Source organism: Marinobacter antarcticus, assembly GCF_900142385.1.
Taxonomy (GTDB): Bacteria; Pseudomonadota; Gammaproteobacteria; order Pseudomonadales; family Oleiphilaceae; genus Marinobacter; species Marinobacter antarcticus.
Genome location: NZ_FRAQ01000001.1, coordinates 725,659 through 750,431, shown reverse-complemented (window position 1 = coordinate 750,431; position 24,773 = coordinate 725,659). Strand labels below are relative to the sequence as shown.

Below are 24,773 nucleotides of genomic sequence, written 5' to 3'. Positions count from 1 at the left end.
GCTGTTTTTATATTGAAAAAACAAAAACAAACAATAATCGCCGGTGTCTGAACCACTGGCCTAACAGGGGTGTTTTACGTGACTGATCACGCCCGGGAACCGGCCGCTATTCTGAAAACTCACGGCCTCACCAAAGACTTCAAGGGCTTCACAGCTATCAAGGACATCAATCTCAGTGTCCAAACCGGCTCGATCCATGCCCTGATAGGCCCCAATGGGGCGGGCAAGACCACGTTTTTCAATCTGCTGACCAAATTCCTGACGCCGACATCCGGCAAGATTATCTATGATGGCCGGGATATCACCCACGCCAAGCCGGCAGGCATTGCCCAGCACGGTCTGGTTCGCTCGTTTCAAATTTCTGCCGTGTTTCCCCACCTGACATCCAGGGAAAACGTTCGCATTGCTCTGCAACGGAAACTGCATGTGTCCTACCACTTCTGGCGCCCGCTGCAAATTCTCGACCAACTCAACGAGAAGGCTCAGGCGACGCTGGAGCAGGTCGGTCTTGGCAAGTTTGGGGACGTAAAAGCGGTTGAACTGCCTTACGGACAAAAAAGGGCACTGGAAATAGCCACAACCATTGCGCTGGAACCTAAGCTGATGTTGCTCGATGAGCCCACTCAAGGCATGAGTGCGGAAGATGTGAGCACGGTGACCGATCTGATCAAACGAGTGGTCGAGGGCAGGACTATTGTCATGGTTGAGCACAACCTCAATGTGGTCTCGACGCTCGCTGACCAGATCACCGTGCTGAACCGGGGCGAAATCCTTGCGGAAGGCAATTATGACGAGGTTTCCAAAAATCCCGAGGTGATGGAAGCTTATATGGGTACGACTGATGCAGCCTGACCAGAACCCGGAATTACTGCGGATTGAGAACCTGCACGCCTGGTACGGCGAGTCTCATATACTCCATGGCCTGAATCTGACACTGCGCGAGGGTGAGGTCATTACCCTGCTTGGCCGAAACGGTTCCGGGCGAACGACAACCCTGAAAGCCATACTCGGGCTGGTCAGCAAACGCACCGGCTCCATCAAAATCCACGGCACAGAAATCATCAATATGCCGACACACCGGATTGCCCATGTTGGCAAGCTGGGGTATTGCCCGGAAGAACGAGGGATTTTTGCGTCTCTGAACGTCGATGAAAACCTCGAATTGCCTCCGGTAGTCGCCAAAGGCGGGCTGTCAGTGGACGAAATCTACTCCATGTTTCCCAACCTGAAAGAACGCCGTAAAAGCCAGGGATCCAAGCTCTCCGGCGGCGAGCAGCAGATGCTGGCGATTGCCCGAATTCTCCGCACTGGTGCCACTCTTCTGTTACTGGACGAGATTACCGAGGGACTTGCGCCGGTAATCCTGAAATCTCTGGGTAATGTAATTCGCAAACTGAGAGAAAGAGGCTTCACGATCATTCTGGTAGAACAGAATTTTCGCTTTGCCGCACCTTTGGCCGATCGGCACTACGTGATCGAGCATGGTCAGGTGGTCGAGCAGATTGATGCGGCCGATCTCGAGGCCAAAAAAGAGCAGTTGAACAGACACCTGAGTGTCTGAGCCTGTGGGCCAGGACTGCCTTTATGGGTCCGACCCAGAATCTAATAACAAAAGGAAACCCACTATGTTCAAGCACTGGAAACAAGGACTGGTCGTCGCTGTGGCTGCGGCGTCCCTCGCATTGCCTCTAACCGCAGCCGCGGATTTATCCGACGACAAGGTCAAGATCGGGGTACTCAGTGACATGTCCGGGGTCTACAAGTCCCTGGAGGGCCCAGGTGCCGTAATCGCGGCCAAAATGGCCATCGAAGATTTTGGCGGCTCGGTGATGGGCAAACCCATCGAAGTCATTTCTGCAGACCACCAGAACAAACCGGATATTGGCGCCAGTACCGCACGTGAATGGATCGACGCCAAAGAAGTGGACATGATCACGGCTCTGGATAACTCCTCGGTCGCGCTTTCAGTGCAGGGCCTTGCCAAGGACAAGAAAATCATCACCATGAATACCGGGGCGGGCTCCACCGCGCTGACCGAAGAACAGTGCTCACCCTATGGCATTCACTATGTCTACGATACCCATGCCCTGCCGGTGGGTACAGCCACTGCGATGGTTAAAAACGGCGGCAAGAAATGGTTCTTTATCACTGCGGACTATGCTTTCGGGCACTCACTGCGGGATAACACCGGTGCGGTAGTGGAAAGCATGGGTGGCGAGGTGGTCGGCAATGTCAACGCACCGCTCTCCACCAATGACTTCTCGTCCTATCTGCTGCAGGCCCAATCCTCCGGTGCCGACGTAATCGGCCTGGCCAATGCCGGCCAGGATACGGTCAATGCCATCAAGCAGGCTAATCAGTTCCGTATCGTCCAGAGTGGTCAGAAACTGGCTGGCATGCTGGTGTTTCTAACCGATGTGCACAGTATGGGTCTCGACATTGCTCAGGGCCTGCAGTTCACCACCGCGTTTGTCTGGAACCAGAACGACGAAACCAAAGCGTGGTCCAACCGATTCAATGAACGCCATGGTGCCATGCCAACGATGGTCCAGGCCGGTGTCTATTCGGCAGTGACCAACTACCTGAACGCGGTTAAGGAGACCGGAACAGACGATACCGACACGGTTCGCGCCAAGCTGGGTGAAATGACCCTGAACGACATGTTCGTAAAGGGCGGAAAAATCGCCCCCAACGGCTCCATGCTGCACGACATGTACCTGGTGGAAGTGAAAAAGCCCTCGGAATCGAAAGGTGAGTGGGACTTGTTGAACGTGATCTCAAAGATTCCCGCAGACCAGGCCTACATCTCGATGGCAGACACCAAATGTTCGCTGGTTAACTAACACACGGTTTGACAACCACTTAAAGGGAGATAGCCAACGTGTCGATGCAGGTCATCCTGGCCCAGGCGCTGCTTGGGCTTAATGTCGGTGTGTTTTACGCCATGTTGAGCCTCGGGCTTGCGGTGATATTCGGACTGTTGAACATCATCAACTTCGCCCACGGCGCCATGTACATGCTCGGTGCTTTCATCGCATTGATTGGCTACTCCTTTCTGGAGCAGTGGTTCGGTGTCAGCGTCCAGATTGGCTTCTGGGCATCACTGATACTGGTGCCGTTGCTAGTCGGTCTGCTGGGGGTGCTCATTGAGCGCCTTTTGCTCCGGCGCCTTTACAATCTTGATCACATCTACGGACTGCTGCTGACCTTCGGCATCACGCTGATTCTGCAGGGTCTGTTCTCCAACTACTTCAACGTCTCCGGCACCCCCTATCCGGGTCAGCCGGAGAGCCTTAGTGGGGTGGTGGACCTTGGCTTTATGTATTTCCCCACGTATCGCCTGTTCGCCATCGTGTTCTCGCTCGTAGTGTGTTTCGCCACCTGGTTCTTCATTGAGCACACCAAATTGGGCTCGCGGCTGAGAGCGGGCGTCGAAAACCCGGACCTGACTCAGGCGTTTGGCCTCAATGTTCCACTGATGATAACCCTGACCTTTGCCTTCGGCGCTGGTTTGGCAGGCCTCGCCGGCGTTCTGGCTGCGCCGATTTACTCGGTTAGCCCCTTGATGGGGGCAGACCTGATCATCGTAGTGTTTGCCGTCGTGGTGATCGGCGGCATGGGCTCCATCATGGGCGCCATTCTCTCCGGCCTTGCACTTGGTCTCATTGAAGGGCTGACCAAGGTTTTCTACCCACCCGCTGCCAGCACCGTCATTTTCTTCCTGATGGTGCTGGTACTGCTGTTCCGCCCGGCGGGACTGTTCGGTAAGGAGAAGTGAGCCGCTCATGACCAACCGTATCCTGTTTATTCTGATGCTTATTGCCGGCCTGACCGCACCGTTCTTTGCCTACCCGGTGTTTGTCATGGACCTTCTGTGCTTCGCGCTGTTTGCGTGCGCTTTCAACCTGTTACTGGGTTATGCCGGGCTCTTATCATTTGGACACGCTGCTTTTTTCGGCGGCGCGGCCTACATCACGGGGTATGTCACCAAGGAATGGGGCTTTTCGCCGCTACTCGGTATATTGGCGGGCACCGGGTTTACCATGGTTCTCGGCAGCATTTTTGGCTTCCTGGCGATTCGCCGGCAAGGCATCTATTTCGCCATGGTCACCCTGGCGCTGGCACAGATCATCTATTTTCTGGCGCTGCAGATGCCGTTTACCGGCGGAGAGAACGGTTTACAGGGCATCCCCCGGGGCGAGCTATTCGGATTCATTGACCTGAACAACTCCCTCGCCATGTATTATTTTGTTTTCGCCATTTTCCTGATCGGATTCGGCATCATCTACCGCACGATTTATTCGCCGTTCGGTGTCGTACTCGAGGCAATCCGGGAGAACGAATCCCGCGCCTTGTCGCTGGGGTATGACGTAGACCACTTCAAGCTGCTGGCCTTCATTATCTCCGCTACGATTGCCGGACTGGCCGGAGCCACCAAGGCGATCGTTTTCCAGTTTGCGGCACTCACCAACGCACACTGGCAAACCTCCGGCGAAGTCATACTGATGACCCTCGTGGGTGGGCTCGGCACCGTATTTGGCCCGGTCGTTGGCGCCATCACCGTCGGTGCCCTCAGTCACGAACTCTCAGCCTTCGGCTCCTGGGTGCAGGTGATTCTGGGGACGATCTTTGTGGTGTGCGTGATGGTATTCCGGCGTGGCATTGTCGGTGAGATCCAGCGACTAACCACCCGTAAACAGGATTAGGCACTATGCGTATTATTTCTGCACAGGAGGTCGCGGGCGCGCTGGCATGGCCGGCACTGATCGAACGTCTCGCCAATACGTTCCGTCATGGCGTGGAAGCGCCACCTCGACACCATCATGCCATGCATCGGCCGGATGGCGAGGCCACCATGCTGCTGATGCCCGCCTGGGAACAGGCGGGATACATCGGTATGAAAATGGTCAACGTGTTCCCACAAAATGCCAACGCCGGCCTGCCGGCGATCTCCGGTCTTTATATTCTGTGCGAAGGCCAGCACGGCACTCCACTGGCCTGCATCGATGGCAGCGCGCTGACCAGTCGGCGCACTGCGGCGGCTTCCGCCCTGGCCGCCCGTGAGCTGTCGCGACAAGACGCGTCATCACTGCTGGTGGTCGGCACCGGCAAGCTGGCGCCCATGCTGATCGAAGCCCATGCCGCGGTGCGCCCTATCCGCAAAGTGCGGATCTGGGGTCGTAATCCGGACAAGGCCGCAGCGCTGGCTGAACGCTTTCGCGACCGTTTTGACTGTGAGCCGGTGAATGACCTGGAAACTGCCGTTCCGGCGGCAGACATCATCAGCTGCGCGACCCTGTCCACCGAACCGCTGATCCGGGGGGAATGGCTGCAACCCGGCAGCCATCTGGATCTGGTAGGCGCGTTCCGGCCAACCATGCGGGAAACCGACAGTGAGTGCGTGGCCCGCAGCGAGGTATTCGTGGATACCTACGCCGGTGCCATGGGCGAGGCTGGAGACCTGCTTCAGGCCATCGACGAGGGTGCGTTCAGTGAAACCAGCATGCGCGCCGAACTGGCGGAACTGATTAGGGGCGACAAGCCCGGACGCACGAGTGACGATGCCATAACTCTGTTCAAATCCGTGGGCGCCTCGCTGGAAGACCTTGCCGCCGCTATCGAGGTATGGGAAGCCCTGGAAGGTAGCTAGCAGAGTCAACCCACCTCACTCCGGAGCCCTCCTTCAATCGCCTCACTGACCAGCCAGCGACGCAGTATCTGAATACCGCGCTCCCGCCTGCGGCTGGTTTTCCAGGCAAAATAGAATTTGTCCCCGGTAACCAGCGAATGACTGGGTAACCGCACAAACTCTTCTGAGTCCTTACGGGTACTGAGCATGTAATCGTTGGTCAGTGCAATTCCCTGGTGAAAGCGCGCGGCCTCGAGAGCAAGCAGCATATGACTGAAGTGCTGGACGCGAGCGCCGGAAGGGATAGTTTCGTTCACGTTTCGGAACCAGGCCTCCCAGTCACCCGCCGCTTTATCGTAGATACTGTGGATGGATAATAGAGGAAAGCGCGCTATCTCGGCCGTCGTCATGGCCGGTTCGTCGCGCCCTGTTAGAGCTGCCTCTCGCCCTAGTTCCCGCCGGATGCGTTGCCAGTAATCCTGGCTGCACACGGGGAAAAGCCGCTCCACATACAAAAGCTCGTAACTGTAGGCCGGTGAGTCCCTGTGGATAGTGATAAAGCAGTCCGCTACGCGGTCGGACAGCACCGGGTTTTCACTGCTCATTTCCAGCGCCAGCTCCACCTGCGGGTGAAGCCGTTGCAAGCCCGGCAGCCGGGGCACCAGCCAGCGCACAGCGAAGGAACTGAATACCGACAACCGCAGCCGGGATTCCTCGTGCCCCAGCAGTTGTTCGCTGGCCCGCTCTATCTGCAGCAAGGCGGTGCTGATGGCATCCAGATACTGACGACCTTCGTCCGTAAGCGTGAGCGTGCGCCCACTGCGCCAGAACAGTTTCTCACCAAGATAGGTTTCCAATTGTTTGATCTGATGGCTCACCGCGCTCTGGCTCACCGCCAGCTCCTGTGCCGCCATGGAAAAACTGTTGAGGCGGGCAACGGCTTCGAATACCGGCAGGGCTTTGAGAGGAGGCAGCTTCATTATCTATTTTCCTAATATCTGAATAATAAGCATCATTTTATCCGATATTAAAACCCAAATAGACTACGACTGCCACTTGTCAGTCCAATTTGAGATTGAGATTCGATCTCACGAAGTGTGGTATTGCTCCAGGCCAGAGTTACCAAGGCTTGGGCGGCTATTTTTGTCCAATCAAGATGAGAGCCTCACAATTTTAACGTGAGATTCGGGCTGTTTTTGTCTCGTTTTGGCTTTTGTCGGTCCGCTGTTGTGAACCGGATTATCTGACAGTAAACGGCACCAAATTACATTCACCCAGGCTCGATACAGCTCACGCCTGTCGAAGTTGGAACATCAGAGGTCATCATGTCGGGGAAAACCGTTAACAGCGCCATACTACTTCTAGTGATCGGCAATGCCATGGCACTGGTCTCCGACGTGTTCATCAAACTTATGGAGCCGGGCGCGCCGATTTTTCAGTTTGCGTTTCTGCGCTGCCTGATCACCCTCGCGTTCCTGCTACCGCTGGCGCGCAAGATCGACCGCAACAATCTGTTTGCCGGGCTCAAAGTACATGCGATCCGGGCGCACATTCATCTGGCGGGCCTCCTGTGCATGATCGTGGCTCTGAGTAACCTGCCGCTGGCCACGGCTAACGCGGTGTTTTATGCAGCACCGATTCTGGTGATGGTGTTTTCGGTCTTTATTTTCCGGGAATCTTTGACTCCCCTCAGCGTATTTGCGGTGTTCAGTGGTTTTGCCGGCATTGTGGTTATCCTGCGCCCGGTAGAGTTCAACTGGGCCGCCATCGCTGCGCTGGGGTCCGCGCTTGCGCTGGCTATCAACGCCGTCATGGTGCGTAAACTGCCGAAGAACCAGACGACGGTTCACAAGCTGATTCTCAACTACCTGTTGGTCATACCCGCATCCGGGCTGCTCGCTGTATGGGAATGGCAACAGGGCGCAACCTGGCACCCGGAGATCCTGTTCACCGCGGCCGGTTCTGCACTTTTTATTCTGGGCTACAACATCACCGTTCTGCTGGCCTACCGCCAGGTAGACGCAAACCAAGTAACCAGTGCGGAATACACGGGCCTGATCTGGGCTGTGGGTATCGGCTGGATCTGGTTTAACGAGGTACCGGACTGGTGGTTCCTGGTAGGCAGCATGATGGTTGTTATACCTCTGGTGCTGACAGGTCTGGACCAGCGGCGGAAATCGCCTGCCAGGGGGTTCAATCCCGCTGCTCGTGAGAAGCGCCTGTCGACTAAGGTCGAGGCCTGACGCAGCTAAAGTTCTTGCTCAGGAGTTTTTCTTCAAACACGCCTCAATTGCAAACGTGTGAGTACACTCATCGCCGAGTGTTCTTAGTGAGTCTGCCAGCCTGAAAAGATATTCAGAATTGGGGCCGCTGGGGCCAACTGCTGTGGCGATCTGGCGAGCTATATCTGCTTCGGGAGCGTGACCAAGAAATGCCTCATTATCCTCAGTAGCGATATATACCAACCCTTCGGCATGGCCCCCGCTTTCGAACGTCAAGGTTGTGGAAAACCTCAGATAGCCATTCTTTTCACGCACATCCAGGTGTTCAAACACACTGGGCGAAACCCGGAATGCCATGCCCTTGCAGACGGCCCCGGGCTGTTCTATCAGGGTTACCACCCGCCCCGGCGCTTCTGCAGTTCCACGATGGTCGTGAGATGCCTGCCAGAACCGACGCACCCAGCCCTGGATAGAAGCGGGGCGCTGCTCCAGAAACGGAAAGTCCACTTTGTAAATCAGCGAGCCATAACCGAACAGCCAGATCGACTTGATGCCGGAAAAATCGAAGCGTTTGCGGTTGTGTTCAATGGTATCGGCAGACATACATCCCCATGAGCAATGAAACCCCGAATAACTTTATGTGCTTGCGATAAAGCCGGCAATACCCGTCAACACAATTTCGGCGGCCATTGCAGACAAAATCAGACCACTGATCTTGGACATAATATTCAGGCCGGTCTTACCCAGAACCTTCTCCAGGTAACCCGACAGATGCAGCAATACCGCCAGAACCAGCAGGCTCGATACCAGACCAAGCAGTCCACCGACCACCTCGGTCACCTTACTCAGTTCAGCACCATAAACCAGGATCGCACCAATGGTGGCGGGGCCAATCATCACCGGAATCGCCAGGGGTACCACGGCAATGTCATCCCGATCTTCGTCAGGCAGTCCCGTGGCGTGATTCCGGGTACCGCTAGTGACCAGACTGATCGCCGTCAGGAACAGCAAACTGCCGGCGCCAATACGAAAGGAGTTCAGGGTGATGCCAATGGCGCTGAACAGGAGCGGCCCGACAAAGAACAGAATAAGTCCAAGAATGAGTGCGGACAACGTCGACCGGCGAATGATCGACGTTTTCTCGGCCACCGGTAAACCCCTGGTCAACGCCAGGAACATGGTGACGACAAAAAACGGAGCCAGCAGAAACAGAAAACGCACGGTGCTGCTGATGTAGGTACTGACAAACGCTTCGATCATTCCGGACATCCGATGGGCTTGGAAAAGGGGCTAGCATAACCGCAAGGTTCGCAACTTTCCGTACGGAACTGAACGTATTCACAGGCCACGGCGACCTCCCCTGCCGCCGCATCAAGCCAGTCGTCACGGGTGAGCTAAGTCGCATTAGCCACCGTAACGGTGACACCCTGTGTCAAACCGGTCTATGCTGAAAGGGTCAAGGAATGCCCGGAACAGGATTGTGATCTGCAGGGTGACAACATGCCGCCAATATCAAACGACACAGCGTTTCGTCTCGGCCCGGTCCTGATGTTCACGGCCGCGTTAATCTTGTCATCGCGAGCCGAAGCCGAGTGCCGTGAGCCCATCGCGCCAGACGATCAGATCCGCCGGACCCTGAGTGTGACAGCCACCGGTGTGGGCGTGATTACCGCCTGGGGAATCGCGAACTGGGATTACTTCACGAAACGGCCCAAGTCATCGCCAGAGGGCTGGTTCGGGCAGGATACTACGGAAGGTGGGGCCGACAAACTGGGGCATTTGTTCACCACCTACGCGACCGCCCAAGGCGTTTCCAGTCTGTTTGAATACTGGTGCTTCTCTCCGGAAGACGCTGCCTTGTATGGTTCCCTGTCTTCCTTTGTCATCCTTGGCTATATGGAGCTGGGGGATGCCTTCAGCGACTATGGGTTTTCCTACGAAGACCTGGTCGCCAATGCCATCGGCGGTCTGGCAGGGTACTACCGGTACCGGTATCCGAGCCTGGCCAGAAAGGTCGATCTGCGCTGGGAAGTCGGTTTTCAGCCAAATCAGGCGGATATCACCACCGACTATGACAACTCAAAATACCTGGTGGCACTCAAGCTGAACGGCTTCGATACCTTCAGCGACAGTTTTCTCCGACACTTCGAACTGCACGCCGGCTATTACGCCAGAGGCTACTCAGAGCCGGACGAGCGCAATGAGCGAACCCTGTATATGGGCATCGGCCTGAACCTGACGGATCTATTCCGGCGCCACGGTCACAGGAAAACAGCCACCTTCCTCAACTATTATCAGCCACCGGGCACTTATATCCCCGCAGAGAAAAGGCTGGGCGACTGACAATCCGCCTTACTGCGCTCTGCAATCCTCGAAAATATTGAGTGACGGCTTCACCGCCTCGCTCTCAACGTTCATCATGCCCAGCATTGAAGAAAACAGGTTATCGTGGCTGAGCGGCTGCGATGCAACCTGATTCAGGCATTCGGCATCAATCCTGTTAGCTATCTGGAAACCGTCCGACAGCCACATCACCATGGGCACATGAGTCTGAGCCTCGGGTGCCAGCATGTAGGGAATGCCATGCAAGTAGATGCCACTTTCACCCAGTGACTCGCCATGGTCGGAGACATACACCAGAGCGGTATTATAGTCCGACTGCATTGATTTCAGCATGCGCACGGTGTCACCCAACAGCTCGTCCGTCACCAGAATGCTGTTATCGTAGGCGTTGATAATAGCCTGTTGGTCGCAGGTCTGAAACTCATTGCTCTCGCACTCCGGCAGGAACTTCTTCTGATCAGGTTTACTGCGCTTGTAGTACTCGGGGCCGTGACTGCCCAGTTGGTGCAACACCATGAAATGGTCCTTATTATCCCCTGCATCAAGCTGTTCATGGGCCCCCTTCAGCAACACCAGATCATCACAGTATTCCCCCTGGCACAATTCAATATCCTCCGGCCGAGTTGTGGGGATGCGATCACACACTCCCTTACAGCCGGAATTATTGTCTAGCCAGGTACTGACAATGCCCGCCCGGGCCATGATATCCAGATAGTTATCGCTGTTTTTTGCCACCGCTTCGTCGTAATCCGGCCTTCCCAGCCAGGAAAACATGCAGGGCACCGACAACGCGGTTGCGGTTCCACAGGACGATACCTGGGGGAAGTTTACAAGCTTTCCACCGGGCTCCCGAACCAGCTGACTGAGCTCTGGTGTGGTATTGCGCTCATAGCCATTGAGCCCGAAATGATCTGCGCGCGCAGTTTCACCCAGGACAAAAACCACCAGATTGGGTTTGGCACGATCGGCAACCGGGAGAGAAACCGTCGCATCAAGACCGACCTGCTGATACTCCTGGGGAAACTGCGCCGCAGCGACCTTGCTAACAAGGGATCCCAGGGCAGCCACACTGTTCACCGGCACAACAAGATCCTTGATATCCCGGTGATTACGAAACGTTGAGGCCATCTCCTGATAGCTGGTCAACGCCAACACCAGAATGAGCGCCACATCGATTGCTATCGGAGCAAGCCAGTGCGTGACCTTTTTAAACCCGGGCGGCCACTTCACCCGGATCAGATATAGCAGAACGGCCGGAACAACGAAAAAGATCGCCATATGAATAAGCATTCCGGTGCTGAGCAGACCACGGGCCTCGTGCACATCGGTTTCCAGCGCGTTCTGAAGCATGTGCTTGTCTATCAGCACACCGTAGGCATTCATGAAATAACCGCTGAGTGCAGCACTGAAAAACAGGAACACCAGTGCCGGCTTTAAGGCAAATCGAAACGAAAACAGGCTGATCAACAGATGATTGACCAGTAGCAACAGAAAGACGAGCTTGACCATAAGCATCGGCTGTTCAAAGCCAACGTATCGCTCAATGGCGGAATAGAATGGAAAGTTGTAGAACCCGGTCAGGGCAATGGCGCCAATTAACACCATCCAGTGGGGTTTGATCGCGGGCCATTGAAACCGACCAGTTCCACCAGGCGCGGCAGTTTCTGCATGGAAAGAGCGTTTAGAGGACAAGGACATTAGTTTTCCCGGTAAAATCTGATTCAATATTTTAGCAGTATAGGCCCTGAACCTTACAGAAAACTTAACCCGCCTATACTCAGACTACCGGAACCATTTCAGTTAATCGCCGCTTCCTGACTCTAAAGTTCTGATTACTTGAGCTCGCATAAATGGGCAGTTTTCTCAGGTTGCACTAGTCTATATGTCAGACACTTGGTTCATCGGTTTAGCTGGAGGACGGGCGCGCTATGAAACTGGGCATTCCGAAAGAGATATATACAGACGAGCGGCGGGTTGCAGCGACACCACCATCGGTGCACAAGCTGATCGCCTTGGGCTACGAAGTCACTGTTGAGATGGGTGCCGGAGAGGCGGCACACTATCGCGATGAAGCCTATGAGGCCGTTGGCGCGACCATTGCGGCGGATACCCGCTCGCTATGGAGCGATGCGGATTTCATCCTGAAAGTCCGCGCACCCATGCAGAATCCGGCACTGGGCAAGCATGAAGCCGATCTGATGAAGGAAGGCGGCTTTCTCGTCAGTTATATCTGGCCAGCCCAGAACCCGGAACTCCTAAAGCAACTTGCTGCCCGCAAAATCACTACGTTCGCCATCGACAGCCTGCCCCGGATCAGCCGGGCCCAGAAAATGGATGCCCTCAGTGCCATGGCGAACATTGCCGGCTATCGGGCAGTGATCGAGGCGGCTAACCATTTCGGGCGTTTCTTTACCGGCCAGATGACGGCAGCCGGCAAGGTGCCACCGGCCAAAGTAATGGTGATCGGTGCCGGCGTGGCTGGGCTCGCGGCTGTCGGCGCTGCCAACAGCCTGGGGGCTATCGTTCGGGCGTTCGATACCCGGCTGGAAGTGAAGGAACAGATTGAAAGCATGGGTGCCGAGTTTCTTCAGTTGGATTTTGATGAGGAAGAAGGTTCTGGCACGGGTGGTTACGCCAAACAGATGAGCGACGAGTTCATCAAGGCGGAGATGGCCCTGTTTGCGGAGCAGGCCAAAGAGGTGGACATTATCATCACCACCGCCCTGATTCCCGGCAAGCCAGCACCCAAACTGATTACGGCGGAGATGGTGAAGTCCATGAAGCCCGGCAGTGTGATTGTTGATCTGGCGTCGGAACGCGGCGGCAACTGCGAACTCACCGAGCCTGGCAAAATTGCGGAACAGCATGAAGTTACGCTGATCGGCTACACGGATCTGCCCAGCCGCATGGCCAAGGTGGCCAGTGACCTTTACGCCACCAACCTTTTCCACCTGCTGACCGAGCTGACGCCGGAGAAAGACGGCCAGCCGCAGGTGAACATGGAAGACGACGTTATCCGTGGCCTCACCGTAGTGCTGGATCAGGATGTTACCTGGCCGCCACCTCAGCCTCAGACCCCGGTCAGTCCGAAGCCCGCGCCGGGCACCGAAGAACCCTCTGCCGAGCAGAAGGCAGCGGCACACAAGGAATCCAGGCGCCGCAGCCTGATTGGCAAAAGCGCCGTGCTGATTGTCACCATTGCTGCACTTTACGGCGTTGGCGCTTACGCACCTGAGAGCTTCCTGCGCCACTTCACGGTGTTTGTGCTGGCCTGTTTTATTGGCTGGCAGGTTGTCTGGAACGTGACCGCCTCTCTGCACACGCCCCTGATGAGTGTAACCAACGCCATCAGCGGCATTATCGTGATTGGTGCCATGCTGCACCTGGCCCAGGCAGAAAACGTCGTGGTCGGGATCATGGCGTTTGTGGCGGTGCTGATTGCCAGCATCAACGTGGGGGGCGGCTTCCGGGTTACCCATCGCATGCTCAAAATGTTCCGCAGATAGGAGGCGACCGCCATGAGTACAGGACTCGTTAGTGTGGCCTATGTGGTGGCCAGCGTATTGTTTATTCTCAGCCTCGGAGGCCTTAGCCATCAGGAATCCTCGCGCCGGGGCAACCTTTACGGGGTTGCCGGCATTCTCATCGCACTGGTGGCCACGATCGCCAGCGTCAGCGATAGCGGGCTAGTCGCCATTGTGATTGCGGTGTTGGCAGGGGCCAGTATTGGCATCGTCATCGCCAACAGGGTGGAAATGACCCAGATGCCGCAACTGGTGGCCCTGCTGCACAGCTTTGTGGGCCTGGCTGCGGTGTTGGTGGGTTTCTCCGGCTACATTGAGCCGCTGATTCACACCACCGGTGCCGAACACACCATCAAACTGGTGGAAGTGTTTGTCGGTATCTTTATCGGCGCGGTCACCTTTACCGGTTCACTGATCGCCTGCGGCAAGCTTGATGGCCGTATCGACAGCAAAGCCCTCACTCTGCCTGGCCGGCATCTGATGAACCTGGCCGCAGTATTGGCGTCAGTGTTGCTGGGCGCCTGGTTTCTGGGCACCGGCAGCATGGCTCTGGGTTTGATTGCTCTGGTGCTGATGACCGTGATTGCCGCCGCCCTGGGTATTCACCTGATCATGGCCATTGGCGGTGCCGACATGCCCGTAGTGGTCTCCATGCTCAACAGCTACTCCGGCTGGGCCGCGGCTTCCATTGGCTTCATGCTGGGCAATGACCTGCTGATCGTCACCGGCGCGCTCGTCGGCAGCAGCGGTGCCATCCTCAGCTACATTATGTGCAAGGCGATGAACCGGTCGTTTATCAGCGTCATCCTCGGTGGTTTTGGTCAGACCAGCAGCAGTTCCGCCACTGCAGGCCCGGAGCAGACGGCTCTGGAGACCAGTGCTGACGAGGTATGTGAGGAGCTGCGCAACGCCGATTCGGTGATTATCGTACCGGGTTACGGCATGGCCGTGGCGCAGGCACAGAGCGGAGTCAGTGATTTGACCAAACTGCTCAGGGAGCGTGGGGTGACTGTGCGCTTTGGTATTCACCCTGTCGCTGGCCGCCTGCCCGGGCACATGAACGTGTTGCTGGCAGAAGCCCATGTGCCCTACGACATTGTGCTGGAGATGGACGAAATCAATGCGGATTTCCCGGCGACTGACGTAGTGCTGGTTATAGGCGCCAACGATACGGTGAACCCCGCAGCCGCAGAAGACCCGGGCAGCCCGATCGCCGGCATGCCGGTTCTTGAGGTCTGGAAGGCGCGCCATGTGGTAATTCTTAAACGGGGCATGGCAACAGGATATTCCGGGGTGGAAAACCCGCTGTTCTTCAAGGACAACGCCCGCATGCTGTTCGGCGATGCCAAAGACAGCATCGACAAACTGGTGAGCGGGTTACGGGGCTAAGCCAGGTGAGCCACACAGGCCGTAATGGATGCGGTATCCGGATATTGCGGGTACCGCATCATCGGAGTCTTTACTCGGTGGTGTTATAAACGTAGGAAGAGACTGTGCCGTCGGAATTGAAGCGTACAACCAGATCGGTTGTTTCCGCATCGCCGAAGGCTGACCAGCGGTATTTGCCGTAGGTCCAGGTGCGTTTTCCGTCTTCAATACCCGTGCGCCAGGGCTCACCGAACATTTCCTGAATGTCGGCCCGGGTGGTTTCATCCGCCTTGATCTGATCAACATTGTGTGTGGAAAAATCCTTGCCTACGGTGGCGCAACCGGCAAGCACCAGCATGCCCGCAAGCATCAACACTGAAAGACTGTTTTTCAAAGACATTGCCGTCCCTCCTGTAAAACTCTTCCGATGAAAAAACACCCCCATCATACGCTTCGGCAGAGGGGGTGTGCTGTTACAGAGAGGAAATATTCTGCCCGGGATCAGTACAGTTTGGTGAGGGATTTGCGGGCGAAATCGTCCACTTCGTCAAGCCGCCCTTCCTTCACTTTGGTAAGCCATTCCGGATCCTGCAGAAGCGCGCGGCCCACGGCAATCAGTTCAAATTCATGGTTGTTCATGCGCTCTACCAGCTCGTCGATACCAGACCGCTCAACCGCCTCTTTCTTACTGGCAAAAGTACCGCTGATGAAGTCTTCCGTCAGGCCAACGCTGCCAACAGACATGGTGGGCTTGCCGGACAGCTTCTGTGTCCAGCCCGCCAGGTTGAGGCTGGAGCCTTCAAACTCAGGCTCCCAGAAACGACGGGTTGAGGCGTGGAAAATATCCACACCGGCTTCAACCAGTGGCTTGAGGAACTGTTCGAGCTCTTCCGGGCTGTTCACCAGTTTCGCGTCATAGTCCTGCTGCTTCCACTGGGAGAAGCGCAGCATGACAGGGAACTCCGGGCCCACACGATGGCGAACCGCTTCCACAATCTCAACAACGAAACGCAGGCGGTTTTCCATGCTGCCGCCGTACTCGTCATCGCGCTGGTTGGTGCCTTCCCATAGAAACTGGTCGAGCAGATAGCCGTGCGCACCATGAATCTCAACACCATCAAATCCCAGGGCTTTGGCGTCCTGTGCGGCGTCGGCAAATGCGGTCACAACATCATCTATGTCTTCTTTGCTCATGGCCTTGCCAGTGGGTTTGCCGGGTGCAAACAGGCCTGAAGGGCTGTAACCGGGAACCGACGGATTTGGCTCTGTGCCTTCCTTGCGTACCGCACCCACGTGCCAGAGCTGCGGAAAGATAGCGCCACCGGCTTCGTGCACGGCATCCACTACCTTCTTCCAGCCCGCCAGCGCTTCAACACCGTGAAACGCGGGCACATCAGGGTAACCGCTGGCCGCAGGGTGATTCACCGTGGTGCCTTCAGTAATGATAAGGCCCACACCGGCTTCGGCACGGCGTCGGTAGTAGGCAACCACGTTCTCGCCGGGAATGCCTTTGGGCGAGAAATTCCGGGTCATCGGCGCCATGGCAACCCGGTTGCGAAGTGTAAGGTTGTGAACCTCGAAGGGTTCAAACATGGGGCCCAGATTCATGGTCATCACTCACTACTCCCTGAAAAACGGTGTTGAATAATATAGCGAAGCAGCCTGTAGCCACCTTATTAATTTGGTCTCTTAACGCAACTCTATTTAATCTGGTTTTAAAATGCAACCCAATTCTGTACACTCGAATTTATGGCAAGAAAACGTTTTGATGATTCCAGCTGCTCCGTCGCTCGCGCCCTGAACCAGGTTGGCGATTGGTGGTCCCTGCTGGTTGTGCTGCACGCCATGTATGGCACCCGGCGTTTCGTGGATTTTCAGAAAGAACTGGGGATCGCCAAAAACATACTGTGTGACCGCCTGGCCCGCTTGGTAGATAACGGCGTGCTGAAGAAAGTGGAGGTAGGCGAACATGGCTCCCGCTTCGAATACCGGCTTACCGAGAAAGGCCGCGATCTGTTTCCGGTAGTTATTGCGCTGCGCCAGTGGGGCGACAAGTGGAACCCCGCGCCAGACGAAGCCCCGCTCGATTTGCGTGACCGGGCCACCGGGCTACCTATCCCGACGGTTCAGGTACAGAACGCTAAAGGCGAGCCCATCACCATACGGGACATTTTTGTGCCTGCCGCATCGGCCTCCGGCAACAAAAAAGATTCCGCCTGACAATCCGTGAATGTGCGCTGCCCACCGATTTCTTGAGCTGCGTCAATCTGACAGCCTAACCTGAATCATCCATCCGCGATTATTGCTCTATATCAAGTTTCCAATCTCTGTGACCTTTAATCTGGGCGCAACAATGATTCAGGTTAAGGAGATTGATATGTCCCGCACATTTAAACTTGGTGTTCTGGCTGCAGCAGTCATGGTTGCAGCTCCCGCAGTTCAGGCGTACGAAGCCGGTGATTTCATTGGTCGTGTTGGCGCCGCCACTGTTGTCCCGGATGCCTCCAGTGATCCTATTACCAACTTGTCCGCCGACGCGAGGGTTGATGTTGATAACGACACTCAGTTGGGCCTGACAATGACCTATATGCTCACTGATCAGTTGGGTCTTGGCGTGCTGGCAGCAACCCCTTTCAGCCATGATATTAAAGGCGCGGGTGACTTGGCCGGCCTGGGCAAGCTGGCGGAGACCAAACACCTTCCACCAACTGTCACGTTGCAATACTTCCCAATGCCGAGTGGCAGCAAGTTTCAACCTTACGTTGGCGCCGGTGTCAACTATACGGTTTTCTTTGATGAAAAAACCTCCGGCGCTTTGGCCGGCACCGATATCAAGCTGGACGACAGCTTTGGCTTGGCTGCTGAGGTAGGCATGGACTACATGCTCACCGAAAACATCGGTGTCAATGCTGCGCTCTGGTACATAGATATCGATACCGAGGCAACAATTGCAGCTGCAAACCAGACGATCGATGTTTCAATCGATCCCTTGGTCTACATGGTAGGTGTTTCCTACAAGTTCTGATCCCCTTCCGTCAGTCTCCAAAATCTATTGACTGACGGAAGGTAGTTTCCTGTGCGGGGCTTCGGCTCCGCCTTTTTTTTGCCCTTCTGAAGGTTCGTCCCTGAACCTCGCAGTGTTATCCTCTACTCTCTGAAAATCCTATTGAACCTGGAAGGTTGCAGACCCCAGAACTTCGGCTGGTGGTGGGTTCAGCGCCACAACACCATGGAATTCGTCGATCCACGGATGGTCCCCATGCAGGCCTTCAACGAAGGTCGGGCGGATGCTCTGATAATACAGAGTGGTTTCAACTGTCAATGGTGGCACCGCCGTCTCCGGGACGGTCAGACGATAGGCAATGGTGTCCTGACCACTGTTATTCATGTTGAAATCCGTATCACCCTCCACCCCCGCCGGCCTGGCCGTTTCAGGCACTGTCGTGATGTCGAACCCACGGGGCGGAATCCGGTTATCCTTAAGTGACTCGGATGCGTAAAGCAAAATGTGGGTAATTGCATCGGTGGTTGAACCCAGCACAAGCTCGTAGACCGGTATATCGTCAGGCGAACTGACCTGCGTGACATGGCTTTGGTAGCAACCTGAAGAATCAAAACCTTCCGGTTTTTTCGCGGCCATACACTCGGCGCTGGTGTATTGAGCATCAGACGCCAGATGGTAATTCTCATCCGGGAAGCCACTACTGAAAATCACAGCGCCATTATTGTCTGTCACTTGCGTGGCAACCCAGACCCGACGTGAGGGGAAACTGGTGGGGAGTTTGTGGCCCGTATTGTTCTGGATAGTCAGATCAAACGCCAGCTCGTTCCCTGAAAGGTTCTGGGCAGACGGAACAAGGTCGGCTGCCGTTTCCAAAAGATCCCGGGTCAGCTTTGCGGTATTTGCGAACTCCCCTTCTGCATTGATTTCCGCCCGGCCAAGCTCCTCCCGGAATAGTTCCAGAGTCTCTAACAGCCAGGTATTGCCGCCCACCATGACATGGGGGAAATAGGGCTGGCGCTCTGGCCAATTGGAATTCACCGTACCATTGGGAGTCACGGCAATCCGGGTCAGATAGTTATCGCTGATTTCCGGGCGCGCCATATGGCATTGCTGGCATGAGGTTGTCGCACTGCCATCCGGCCCGAAATCACTGTTTACCCATTCGGTATAAGGCGCCTGTTCCGGGAACTCCTCCCCATTGGGCTGATCCGTCTCCATATCAATCGTCGGTGTCAAGAGATCATGGCAGCTGGCGCAGTGTTTGGAGTCGGACATGTGCTGACTGGGCTGAGGGGTATAGCCAACGCGGTTTTGCATCGCCTGCCCCACAGGGTTCTGGTAGGGCCCGAAGATCTTGAACGCGTCCGGGTGTTCGGCATCGACAATTTCATAGTTGCCAGAATTTATATCTCCGGACAGAACCGAATCCGTTATCTGGTGACAGGCCGTGCAGCTTATGCCCTCACGGGCGTGGGGGTCTTCCACTGCCTGTTCCGCGCGGTAACAACCCTCCGCCAACGTGCAGCTGTCGTCCTGCACCAGACTAACACCGGTTTGATGGGCATGGGTTCTCGCCATTGGGCTGTGGCAGGTCAGGCAGGTGTCTTCAATCAAGCCTGCCAGATGGGGAAAGGTTTCCGTTTCATGCATCATGGTCGCCCGGAAATAGGGATCCGTGAAGGCATTAGCCATGACACTGCTTTTCCAGTCGTAGAATGGGCTGATGTCCTCGCCATCAGGCGACGGCTGGTTCTCCGACACCACGGGATCGGGCATACGCAGTACCGCCGGACTGTCGCTATCGCCAAGCGCACTGGCCGTATGACACTCGCCACAATCGGCCGCCGCCATAAATACGCCGGTTTTGCTCCAGTGTTCGATCTGGGTGGTTAGTGCAGGCAAGGCTTCCTCATGTTCCGAATCCGATTCCCGATCCGGTCCCGAATCCGACCTGTCGATTACCTCACCAACGGGGCTACCACCATCACTACACGCCGATAAAAAAATCACCAAAAGTGCGACATAACGCCGCAGGAACCCGCCGTTTCCGAGGGAAATTCTCATAATTGCCTCTGCAAATTGGTCAATAATTCAATCTGATACACAACTCGAATTCAGATTTTGATGCTGATCAACTTTTCATCAGAACAAGCCGTAACCCGTGTTGTTTTTTGTAAAAGGGTTTTAAGCTAATAATGAAAGGTAATTTATTGCAAGCCGTACACCAGCAATCTGAAATTGGGTATAGAGGTTAAAAAGATGAAAAAAACACTACTTGCTAGCGCATTGATAACCGCGGTTGGCTCTTCCGGAATGGCCTGGGGGGCAACCGGTCTGAGCTTTGGTGATAGCGTTCAGCTGAGCGCCAATGGCGGGGCAAGCAAAACCAAACTGGTAAGGATGGCTAACGGTCGGCTGGTTTCCGTTTACGGGGATTACCTTGATCCGAACGGCAACACCGTTTACGACGTCAAGGCACAGGCCGAGCGGCCAGCCCGGGATATTTTTGCCCGACATTGCGATGCCGACTGCGATCAGCTGGCCAACTGGTCTGACGCCGTCAACATTTCCGGCACCGCCAGCCAGTCTTCCATTGACACCGACTGGAGCGGTGACGGTACACCCATGGCGTTTGCCGGTGACTCCGACAAGCCCAACATTTTCAACGCCGGATCCCGCATTGTGGTTTCCTGGGTCGATAAGTATTGTGCGGGCGGCGCCCAGCGGACGGTCAGTTATCTGACTCTGGAGAACCGCGAAATTCCCTTCAGCTGTGCCTACACCGTGTCCAGCTCCGATAACGGCGCAACCTGGTCGGCGCCGGAACAGCTCTCCAGCGGCGCACGTGATGCCAAACAGGATGTCCATCGTGGTCTTGGTACTGGTGAGTGGGCGATCACTTGGCAAGAAGATCCAAGAGGACTTCAGCTGGGCGAGGCAGATGGCCCGGGAGATGGCGCTTCCGGCGCCAATGTGAGCCATGGCACCGATATCTGGTACAGCTACGCCGATGCCGGCTGGACAGACCAGGATCTGGGCATGTGGACCACGCCGGTCAGAGTTACCGACAATTATGATGCCCAGACCGCTTCCGGCAACTTCAATGTCATCAAGAACAGTGCAGGTGATGTTGTTGCTGATGACCAGATTGAGAGCGGCACAGCCGGCGCCTCACGTGCCAACATGGCACTGCAGTTGGGGTCATTGGATGCTTTGGTTCCACAGGTAATCCTTGCCTATGAAGAGACCAAGGGCTCCGATGGACTGGATGAAGGCAAGTACGTCCGCTACCACACCTTCGACTGGAATACGCCAGGAGAACAGGCAGGCTGCATTATCAGCAACCCTGCCCTGAACGCGCGCCGTGTTCGCTTCGTTCCGCAGAAAGAACCCGGAACTGCCAGCGGGCTGCGCCTTGGTATTTTCTGGAAAGAAGGTGAATTCACTCAGGGCGGGCCTTCCGACATCATGCTCCGCAAGGGCATTGTGAACGGTGGCAACGGTTTCTCTTCAGCAGAAATGGTGCCGGCGGTTGGTGCCAACTGCGCCGTGTCCGATTATGCGTCTGCCATCGTTCTGAACAACCAGCCAGCGCTGAACATGAGCAGCCGGACCGAAGACGCTCAGGCTACTGCCGATGCCGACATTGGCACCTCTACGCTATCGGATGACACCAACCAGAAAGTGGAAGAGAACGCCATTGCCCATCGCGGCCTGCTCCGCGGCGATGATCTCTACATCGGCTACACCTATACGCCGGTGCTGGCGGAACTGCTCTACACCAATACCAAGAACTACAACTTCTACACTCGTCACTACGACGCAGCAGCCGGCACCTGGTCTGCCCCGGAAAATCTGAGCAACATTACCGACACCGGTATCAATGTAAGGGAACCACGCCTGGTTGGAACACCGGGCACCAACACAACCAAGTGCCCGACCAATCTTGAGGAATGTCAGGACAAGGCCAAATATTATGTGGCTTGGGGTACCCAGACCAACGTTTCCGAGTGGAGCCTGGAAGAGCCCAGCGAACTGGATCTTTACGCGGCTCGTGCAGAAGACAAAGGTGCCTATGTCACCCCGGTGGTGCGTTTTGCCGGCGAAGCTGCTGATGCCGAGGATTTCGAATCGCAGATCCGGATGACACCGGCAGGCAATGAGCTATTCGTGGTCTGGAACGAGAACGATGCCAACGGCACCCATGCTGTTTACCGCGAAGCGGTGACTACCGAGCTTCCAGATGATGGTGGTGATGACAGCGGCGACACTCCGACCGCTTCCAGCAGCAACAGCGGCGGCACGGTCTTCGGTTGCAGCTACAACCCGGGTGCTCCGTTTGACCCGACTCTGTTCCTGCTGACCGCCCTGGCGATTGGTGGCCTGACAGTACGGAAAGTAAAAGCCCGGTCATAAAGTCGATCGGTAATAGCAAAAAACCCCGGTTCTGATATCAGGCCGGGGTTTTTTAATGGCGCTCAGGAAACCAGATACCAACCTGGCAACAGAGCGGCGTTCCAGGCTGCGTGAAGAATCACACAAGGCAGCAACGACCCATGACGATCCCGGAAGTAACCAAAAGCCAGGGCCGGAATAAACACCAGCCAGGCCAGCAGATCGGTTCGGTAAACCAGGTGCCAGGCCGCAAACAGAAACGCCGCGATAAGATTGGCGAAAGAGAGACCCGCCAGATGACGTTTGCCAAAAGCGGTGTCACTGAGATAACCCTGCACGACACCGCGAAAAGCAATTTCCTCAACCACCGGGGCCCAGAGAATCAGGGAAACCAGCGCCATCCAGCTGGTATCAAGGCGGGCATCCCCGCCTGCCAGCGCGCCAACCACCACACTCAGGCAGCAGCCTGTGATTAACGCCAGTATAAACTGTCGGTCCGCGAACAGCCGCTTCGGGAGCGTCAGCCCCAGCTGGGACTTTAGAGAAGCGCTTTCATGCATGGGCGGGAAAACCTTTTGCGGCAGAGAGTTAAACTCTGAATACTAGTGCATCTGCAATGGGAAAGTCAGGCGCCACAAACAACAATGCGGAGCCGAAGCTCCGCATTGTTTCATCACTTACCTGGGAGCCTGTAAGGCCTCAGGCACTCTGGCTCTGGCCTGAACGTCCGCGCTGGCCATTGCCGTTCTGACTGCGGCCACCACTACGCCCGCCGGGTTTATCGCCAAAACTGCGGGGCTTGCCATCGGGCCGGCCGTTTCCGCCACCATTGCGGTTGCGAGCCTTGCTCGGATCCGCCTTGGCTTTAGGTTTGAGGGGCAGGTTGTTCTTTGGCTCAAAGCCTTCCATTTCATTGCGTGGCAGCTGCTTTTTGATCAACTTCTCAATGCCCGCCAGCATCTTGCCTTCATCGGCACTCACCAGTGACAGCGCATGCCCGCTCTCACCAGCTCGACCAGTCCGGCCGATGCGGTGTACATAGTCTTCCGGCACGTTAGGCATCTCAAAATTCACCACTTGGGGCAGCTGTTTGATATCCAGGCCACGGGCCGCGATATCGGTGGCAACCAGTACCCTTACCTGGCCCTGCTTGAACTCCGCCAGAGCCCGGGTGCGAGCGCCCTGGGATTTATTGCCGTGTATGGCTACTGCGGTAATGCCGTCTTTTTCCAGCTTCTGAGTCAGGCGGTTGGCACCATGTTTGGTGCGGGTAAACACCAGCACCTGTTCCCAGCTGTTATCTCGCACCAGCTTGCTCAGCAGAGCGGTTTTCTGGCTCTGGTCAACCGAGTACACCGACTGTTTCACGTTCTCAGCCGTGGTGTTCCTGACCGCCACGTCAATCTGCACGGGGTTATTCAGGAGGCCTTGGGCCAAGCCACGGATTTCACCGGAGAAAGTCGCAGAGAACAGCAGGTTCTGGCGCTTGGCCGGCAGCAGCGCAAGAATTTTCTTGATGTCACGGATAAAGCCCATATCCAGCATGCGATCGGCTTCGTCCAGTACCAGGATTTCCACTTCGTTGAAGCGCACAGCATTCTGCTGATAGAGATCCATCAGGCGGCCTGGCGTGGCGACCAGTACATCCACACCCTTGCGCAGCTTCATCATCTGCGGATTGATTTTCACACCACCAAAGACCACAGCGGCCTTGGTAGGAACGTATTTACTGTAAAGATTCACACTGTCGTGAACCTGCGCCGCCAGTTCCCGGGTAGGTGTCAGAATCAGTGCACGCGGGCCTTTGCCTGTGCGGGGATTCTCAGCCAGGCGCTGCAATAAGGGCAGTGTAAAGCCGGCAGTTTTGCCGGTACCCGTCTGGGCTGCAGCCATAACATCCTTGCCCGCAAGTACGGCAGGAATGGCCTGAAGCTGAATGGGGGACGGTGTTTCATAACCTTGGTCGGTGGTTGCACGGACCAACTGCTCGGACAAACCGAGTGAAGAAAAACTCATATAAGATCAACTCTTGATTGTTCTGCCTCCACGAACACCGTTCTCGGCGAATGCGGGCAGATGCCATGAAGATTCATGGAGTAAAAGACGACTACAGTCACGCGCCGTTATCGGGGTGACGTCCTCTGGCAGGTCGTTTGGATGGTTCGCAAGAAGGCTGTAAGCCTGAAACTGCGGAATCCCTAGAGGCAGGATGCGAAGAACCATAACAGAGGCCCGGAGAATTAGCTATAAGTGATTATGGTGGCCATTAGAGACAATTCGCTGCCAGC

General features: G+C 55.8%; 22 protein-coding genes. 13 read left to right on the top strand and 9 right to left on the bottom strand.

Going from position 1 to position 24,773, the window contains the following annotated elements; genetic code table 11:
* The first annotated feature begins 78 nt into the window (after nucleotides 1–78).
* From BUA49_RS03545 to lhpI, 6 genes are all read left to right on the top strand, one after another.
* On the top strand, nucleotides 79–852 hold the full coding sequence (locus tag BUA49_RS03545; protein WP_084063481.1) for an ABC transporter ATP-binding protein: 774 nt from the start codon (nucleotides 79–81) through the stop codon (nucleotides 850–852).
* Nucleotides 842–1,561: an ABC transporter ATP-binding protein gene (locus BUA49_RS03540; protein WP_072795564.1), complete on the top strand. Its 720-nt coding sequence runs from the start codon at nucleotides 842–844 to the stop codon at nucleotides 1,559–1,561. Before BUA49_RS03545 ends, BUA49_RS03540 begins: the two co-directional genes overlap by 11 nt.
* A 64-nt stretch (nucleotides 1,562–1,625) precedes the next feature.
* Nucleotides 1,626–2,843 carry an ABC transporter substrate-binding protein gene (locus BUA49_RS03535; RefSeq protein WP_072795563.1) on the top strand — a complete coding sequence of 406 codons (1,218 nt, stop codon included), beginning with the start codon at nucleotides 1,626–1,628 and terminating at the stop codon, nucleotides 2,841–2,843.
* Between the two features lie 44 nt (nucleotides 2,844–2,887).
* Nucleotides 2,888–3,778: a branched-chain amino acid ABC transporter permease gene (locus BUA49_RS03530; RefSeq protein ID WP_072795562.1), complete on the top strand. Its 891-nt coding sequence runs from the start codon at nucleotides 2,888–2,890 to the stop codon at nucleotides 3,776–3,778.
* 7 nt (nucleotides 3,779–3,785) lie between these two features.
* Nucleotides 3,786–4,706, top strand: coding sequence for a branched-chain amino acid ABC transporter permease (locus BUA49_RS03525; protein ID WP_072795561.1), 921 nt, complete (start codon nucleotides 3,786–3,788; stop codon nucleotides 4,704–4,706).
* 5 nt (nucleotides 4,707–4,711) lie between these two features.
* The gene (gene lhpI, locus BUA49_RS03520; protein ID WP_072795560.1) at nucleotides 4,712–5,650 is read left to right on the top strand and encodes a bifunctional Delta(1)-pyrroline-2-carboxylate/Delta(1)-piperideine-2-carboxylate reductase; all 939 of its coding nucleotides are present in this window, start codon (nucleotides 4,712–4,714) and stop codon (nucleotides 5,648–5,650) included.
* Nucleotides 5,651–5,655: 5 nt separating this feature from the next.
* On the opposite strand, the gene BUA49_RS03515 is transcribed toward lhpI, so the two are convergent.
* On the bottom strand, nucleotides 5,656–6,609 hold the full coding sequence (locus BUA49_RS03515) for a LysR family transcriptional regulator (protein WP_072795559.1): 954 nt from the start codon (nucleotides 6,607–6,609) through the stop codon (nucleotides 5,656–5,658).
* Between the two features lie 345 nt (nucleotides 6,610–6,954).
* Here BUA49_RS03515 and BUA49_RS03510 point away from each other — a divergent pair, with 345 nt between their 5' ends.
* The gene (locus BUA49_RS03510) at nucleotides 6,955–7,872 is read left to right on the top strand and encodes a DMT family transporter (protein WP_072795557.1); all 918 of its coding nucleotides are present in this window, start codon (nucleotides 6,955–6,957) and stop codon (nucleotides 7,870–7,872) included.
* Nucleotides 7,873–7,890: 18 nt separating this feature from the next.
* Here the strand turns inward: BUA49_RS03510 and BUA49_RS03505 are convergent, their stop codons facing one another.
* Nucleotides 7,891–8,454 (bottom strand): gamma-glutamylcyclotransferase, encoded by a 564-nt coding sequence (locus BUA49_RS03505; protein WP_072795556.1) that lies wholly within the window; start codon nucleotides 8,452–8,454, stop codon nucleotides 7,891–7,893.
* Nucleotides 8,455–8,487: 33 nt separating this feature from the next.
* Complete coding sequence (locus BUA49_RS03500; RefSeq protein ID WP_072795555.1) at nucleotides 8,488–9,111, bottom strand: MarC family protein; 624 nt, start codon at nucleotides 9,109–9,111, stop codon at nucleotides 8,488–8,490.
* Nucleotides 9,112–9,351: 240 nt separating this feature from the next.
* Here BUA49_RS03500 and BUA49_RS03495 point away from each other — a divergent pair, with 240 nt between their 5' ends.
* A complete protein-coding gene (locus tag BUA49_RS03495) occupies nucleotides 9,352–10,194 on the top strand; it encodes a DUF2279 domain-containing protein (RefSeq protein ID WP_072795554.1) in 843 nt (280 codons plus the stop codon).
* Nucleotides 10,195–10,203: 9 nt separating this feature from the next.
* Here BUA49_RS03495 and BUA49_RS03490 read toward each other — a convergent pair whose 3' ends face one another.
* Nucleotides 10,204–11,892, bottom strand: a complete 1,689-nt coding sequence (locus BUA49_RS03490; protein ID WP_084063480.1) for a phosphoethanolamine transferase — start codon at nucleotides 11,890–11,892, stop codon at nucleotides 10,204–10,206.
* Nucleotides 11,893–12,122: 230 nt separating this feature from the next.
* On the opposite strand from BUA49_RS03490, the gene BUA49_RS03485 reads away from it, so the two are divergent.
* Both BUA49_RS03485 and pntB read left to right on the top strand, forming a co-directional pair.
* The gene (locus tag BUA49_RS03485; RefSeq protein ID WP_072795552.1) at nucleotides 12,123–13,700 is read left to right on the top strand and encodes a Re/Si-specific NAD(P)(+) transhydrogenase subunit alpha; all 1,578 of its coding nucleotides are present in this window, start codon (nucleotides 12,123–12,125) and stop codon (nucleotides 13,698–13,700) included.
* A gap of 12 nt (nucleotides 13,701–13,712) precedes the next feature.
* A complete protein-coding gene (gene pntB / locus BUA49_RS03480; RefSeq protein ID WP_072795550.1) occupies nucleotides 13,713–15,107 on the top strand; it encodes a Re/Si-specific NAD(P)(+) transhydrogenase subunit beta in 1,395 nt (464 codons plus the stop codon).
* Nucleotides 15,108–15,177: 70 nt separating this feature from the next.
* On the opposite strand, the gene bamE is transcribed toward pntB, so the two are convergent.
* Complete coding sequence (gene bamE / locus BUA49_RS03475; RefSeq protein WP_072795549.1) at nucleotides 15,178–15,486, bottom strand: outer membrane protein assembly factor BamE domain-containing protein; 309 nt, start codon at nucleotides 15,484–15,486, stop codon at nucleotides 15,178–15,180.
* 101 nt (nucleotides 15,487–15,587) lie between these two features.
* Complete coding sequence (locus tag BUA49_RS03470) at nucleotides 15,588–16,700, bottom strand: NADH:flavin oxidoreductase (RefSeq protein WP_072795548.1); 1,113 nt, start codon at nucleotides 16,698–16,700, stop codon at nucleotides 15,588–15,590.
* A 135-nt stretch (nucleotides 16,701–16,835) separates the two neighbouring features.
* On the opposite strand from BUA49_RS03470, the gene BUA49_RS03465 reads away from it, so the two are divergent.
* The gene (locus tag BUA49_RS03465; protein ID WP_072795546.1) at nucleotides 16,836–17,306 is read left to right on the top strand and encodes a winged helix-turn-helix transcriptional regulator; all 471 of its coding nucleotides are present in this window, start codon (nucleotides 16,836–16,838) and stop codon (nucleotides 17,304–17,306) included.
* Nucleotides 17,307–17,463: 157 nt separating this feature from the next.
* Nucleotides 17,464–18,111: an OmpW/AlkL family protein gene (locus tag BUA49_RS03460; RefSeq protein WP_072795544.1), complete on the top strand. Its 648-nt coding sequence runs from the start codon at nucleotides 17,464–17,466 to the stop codon at nucleotides 18,109–18,111.
* Between the two features lie 138 nt (nucleotides 18,112–18,249).
* On the opposite strand, the gene BUA49_RS03455 is transcribed toward BUA49_RS03460, so the two are convergent.
* The gene (locus BUA49_RS03455) at nucleotides 18,250–20,154 is read right to left on the bottom strand and encodes a hypothetical protein (RefSeq protein ID WP_072795542.1); all 1,905 of its coding nucleotides are present in this window, start codon (nucleotides 20,152–20,154) and stop codon (nucleotides 18,250–18,252) included.
* 195 nt (nucleotides 20,155–20,349) lie between these two features.
* Here BUA49_RS03455 and BUA49_RS03450 point away from each other — a divergent pair, with 195 nt between their 5' ends.
* Nucleotides 20,350–22,506 (top strand): choice-of-anchor O protein, encoded by a 2,157-nt coding sequence (locus tag BUA49_RS03450; RefSeq protein ID WP_072795540.1) that lies wholly within the window; start codon nucleotides 20,350–20,352, stop codon nucleotides 22,504–22,506.
* 62 nt (nucleotides 22,507–22,568) lie between these two features.
* Here BUA49_RS03450 and mrtJ read toward each other — a convergent pair whose 3' ends face one another.
* The gene (gene mrtJ / locus BUA49_RS03445) at nucleotides 22,569–23,045 is read right to left on the bottom strand and encodes a JDVT-CTERM system glutamic-type intramembrane protease MrtJ (RefSeq protein ID WP_072795538.1); all 477 of its coding nucleotides are present in this window, start codon (nucleotides 23,043–23,045) and stop codon (nucleotides 22,569–22,571) included.
* Nucleotides 23,046–23,184: 139 nt separating this feature from the next.
* The gene (locus tag BUA49_RS03440) at nucleotides 23,185–24,501 is read right to left on the bottom strand and encodes a DEAD/DEAH box helicase (protein ID WP_072795536.1); all 1,317 of its coding nucleotides are present in this window, start codon (nucleotides 24,499–24,501) and stop codon (nucleotides 23,185–23,187) included.
* Nucleotides 24,502–24,773: the final 272 nt, after the last annotated feature.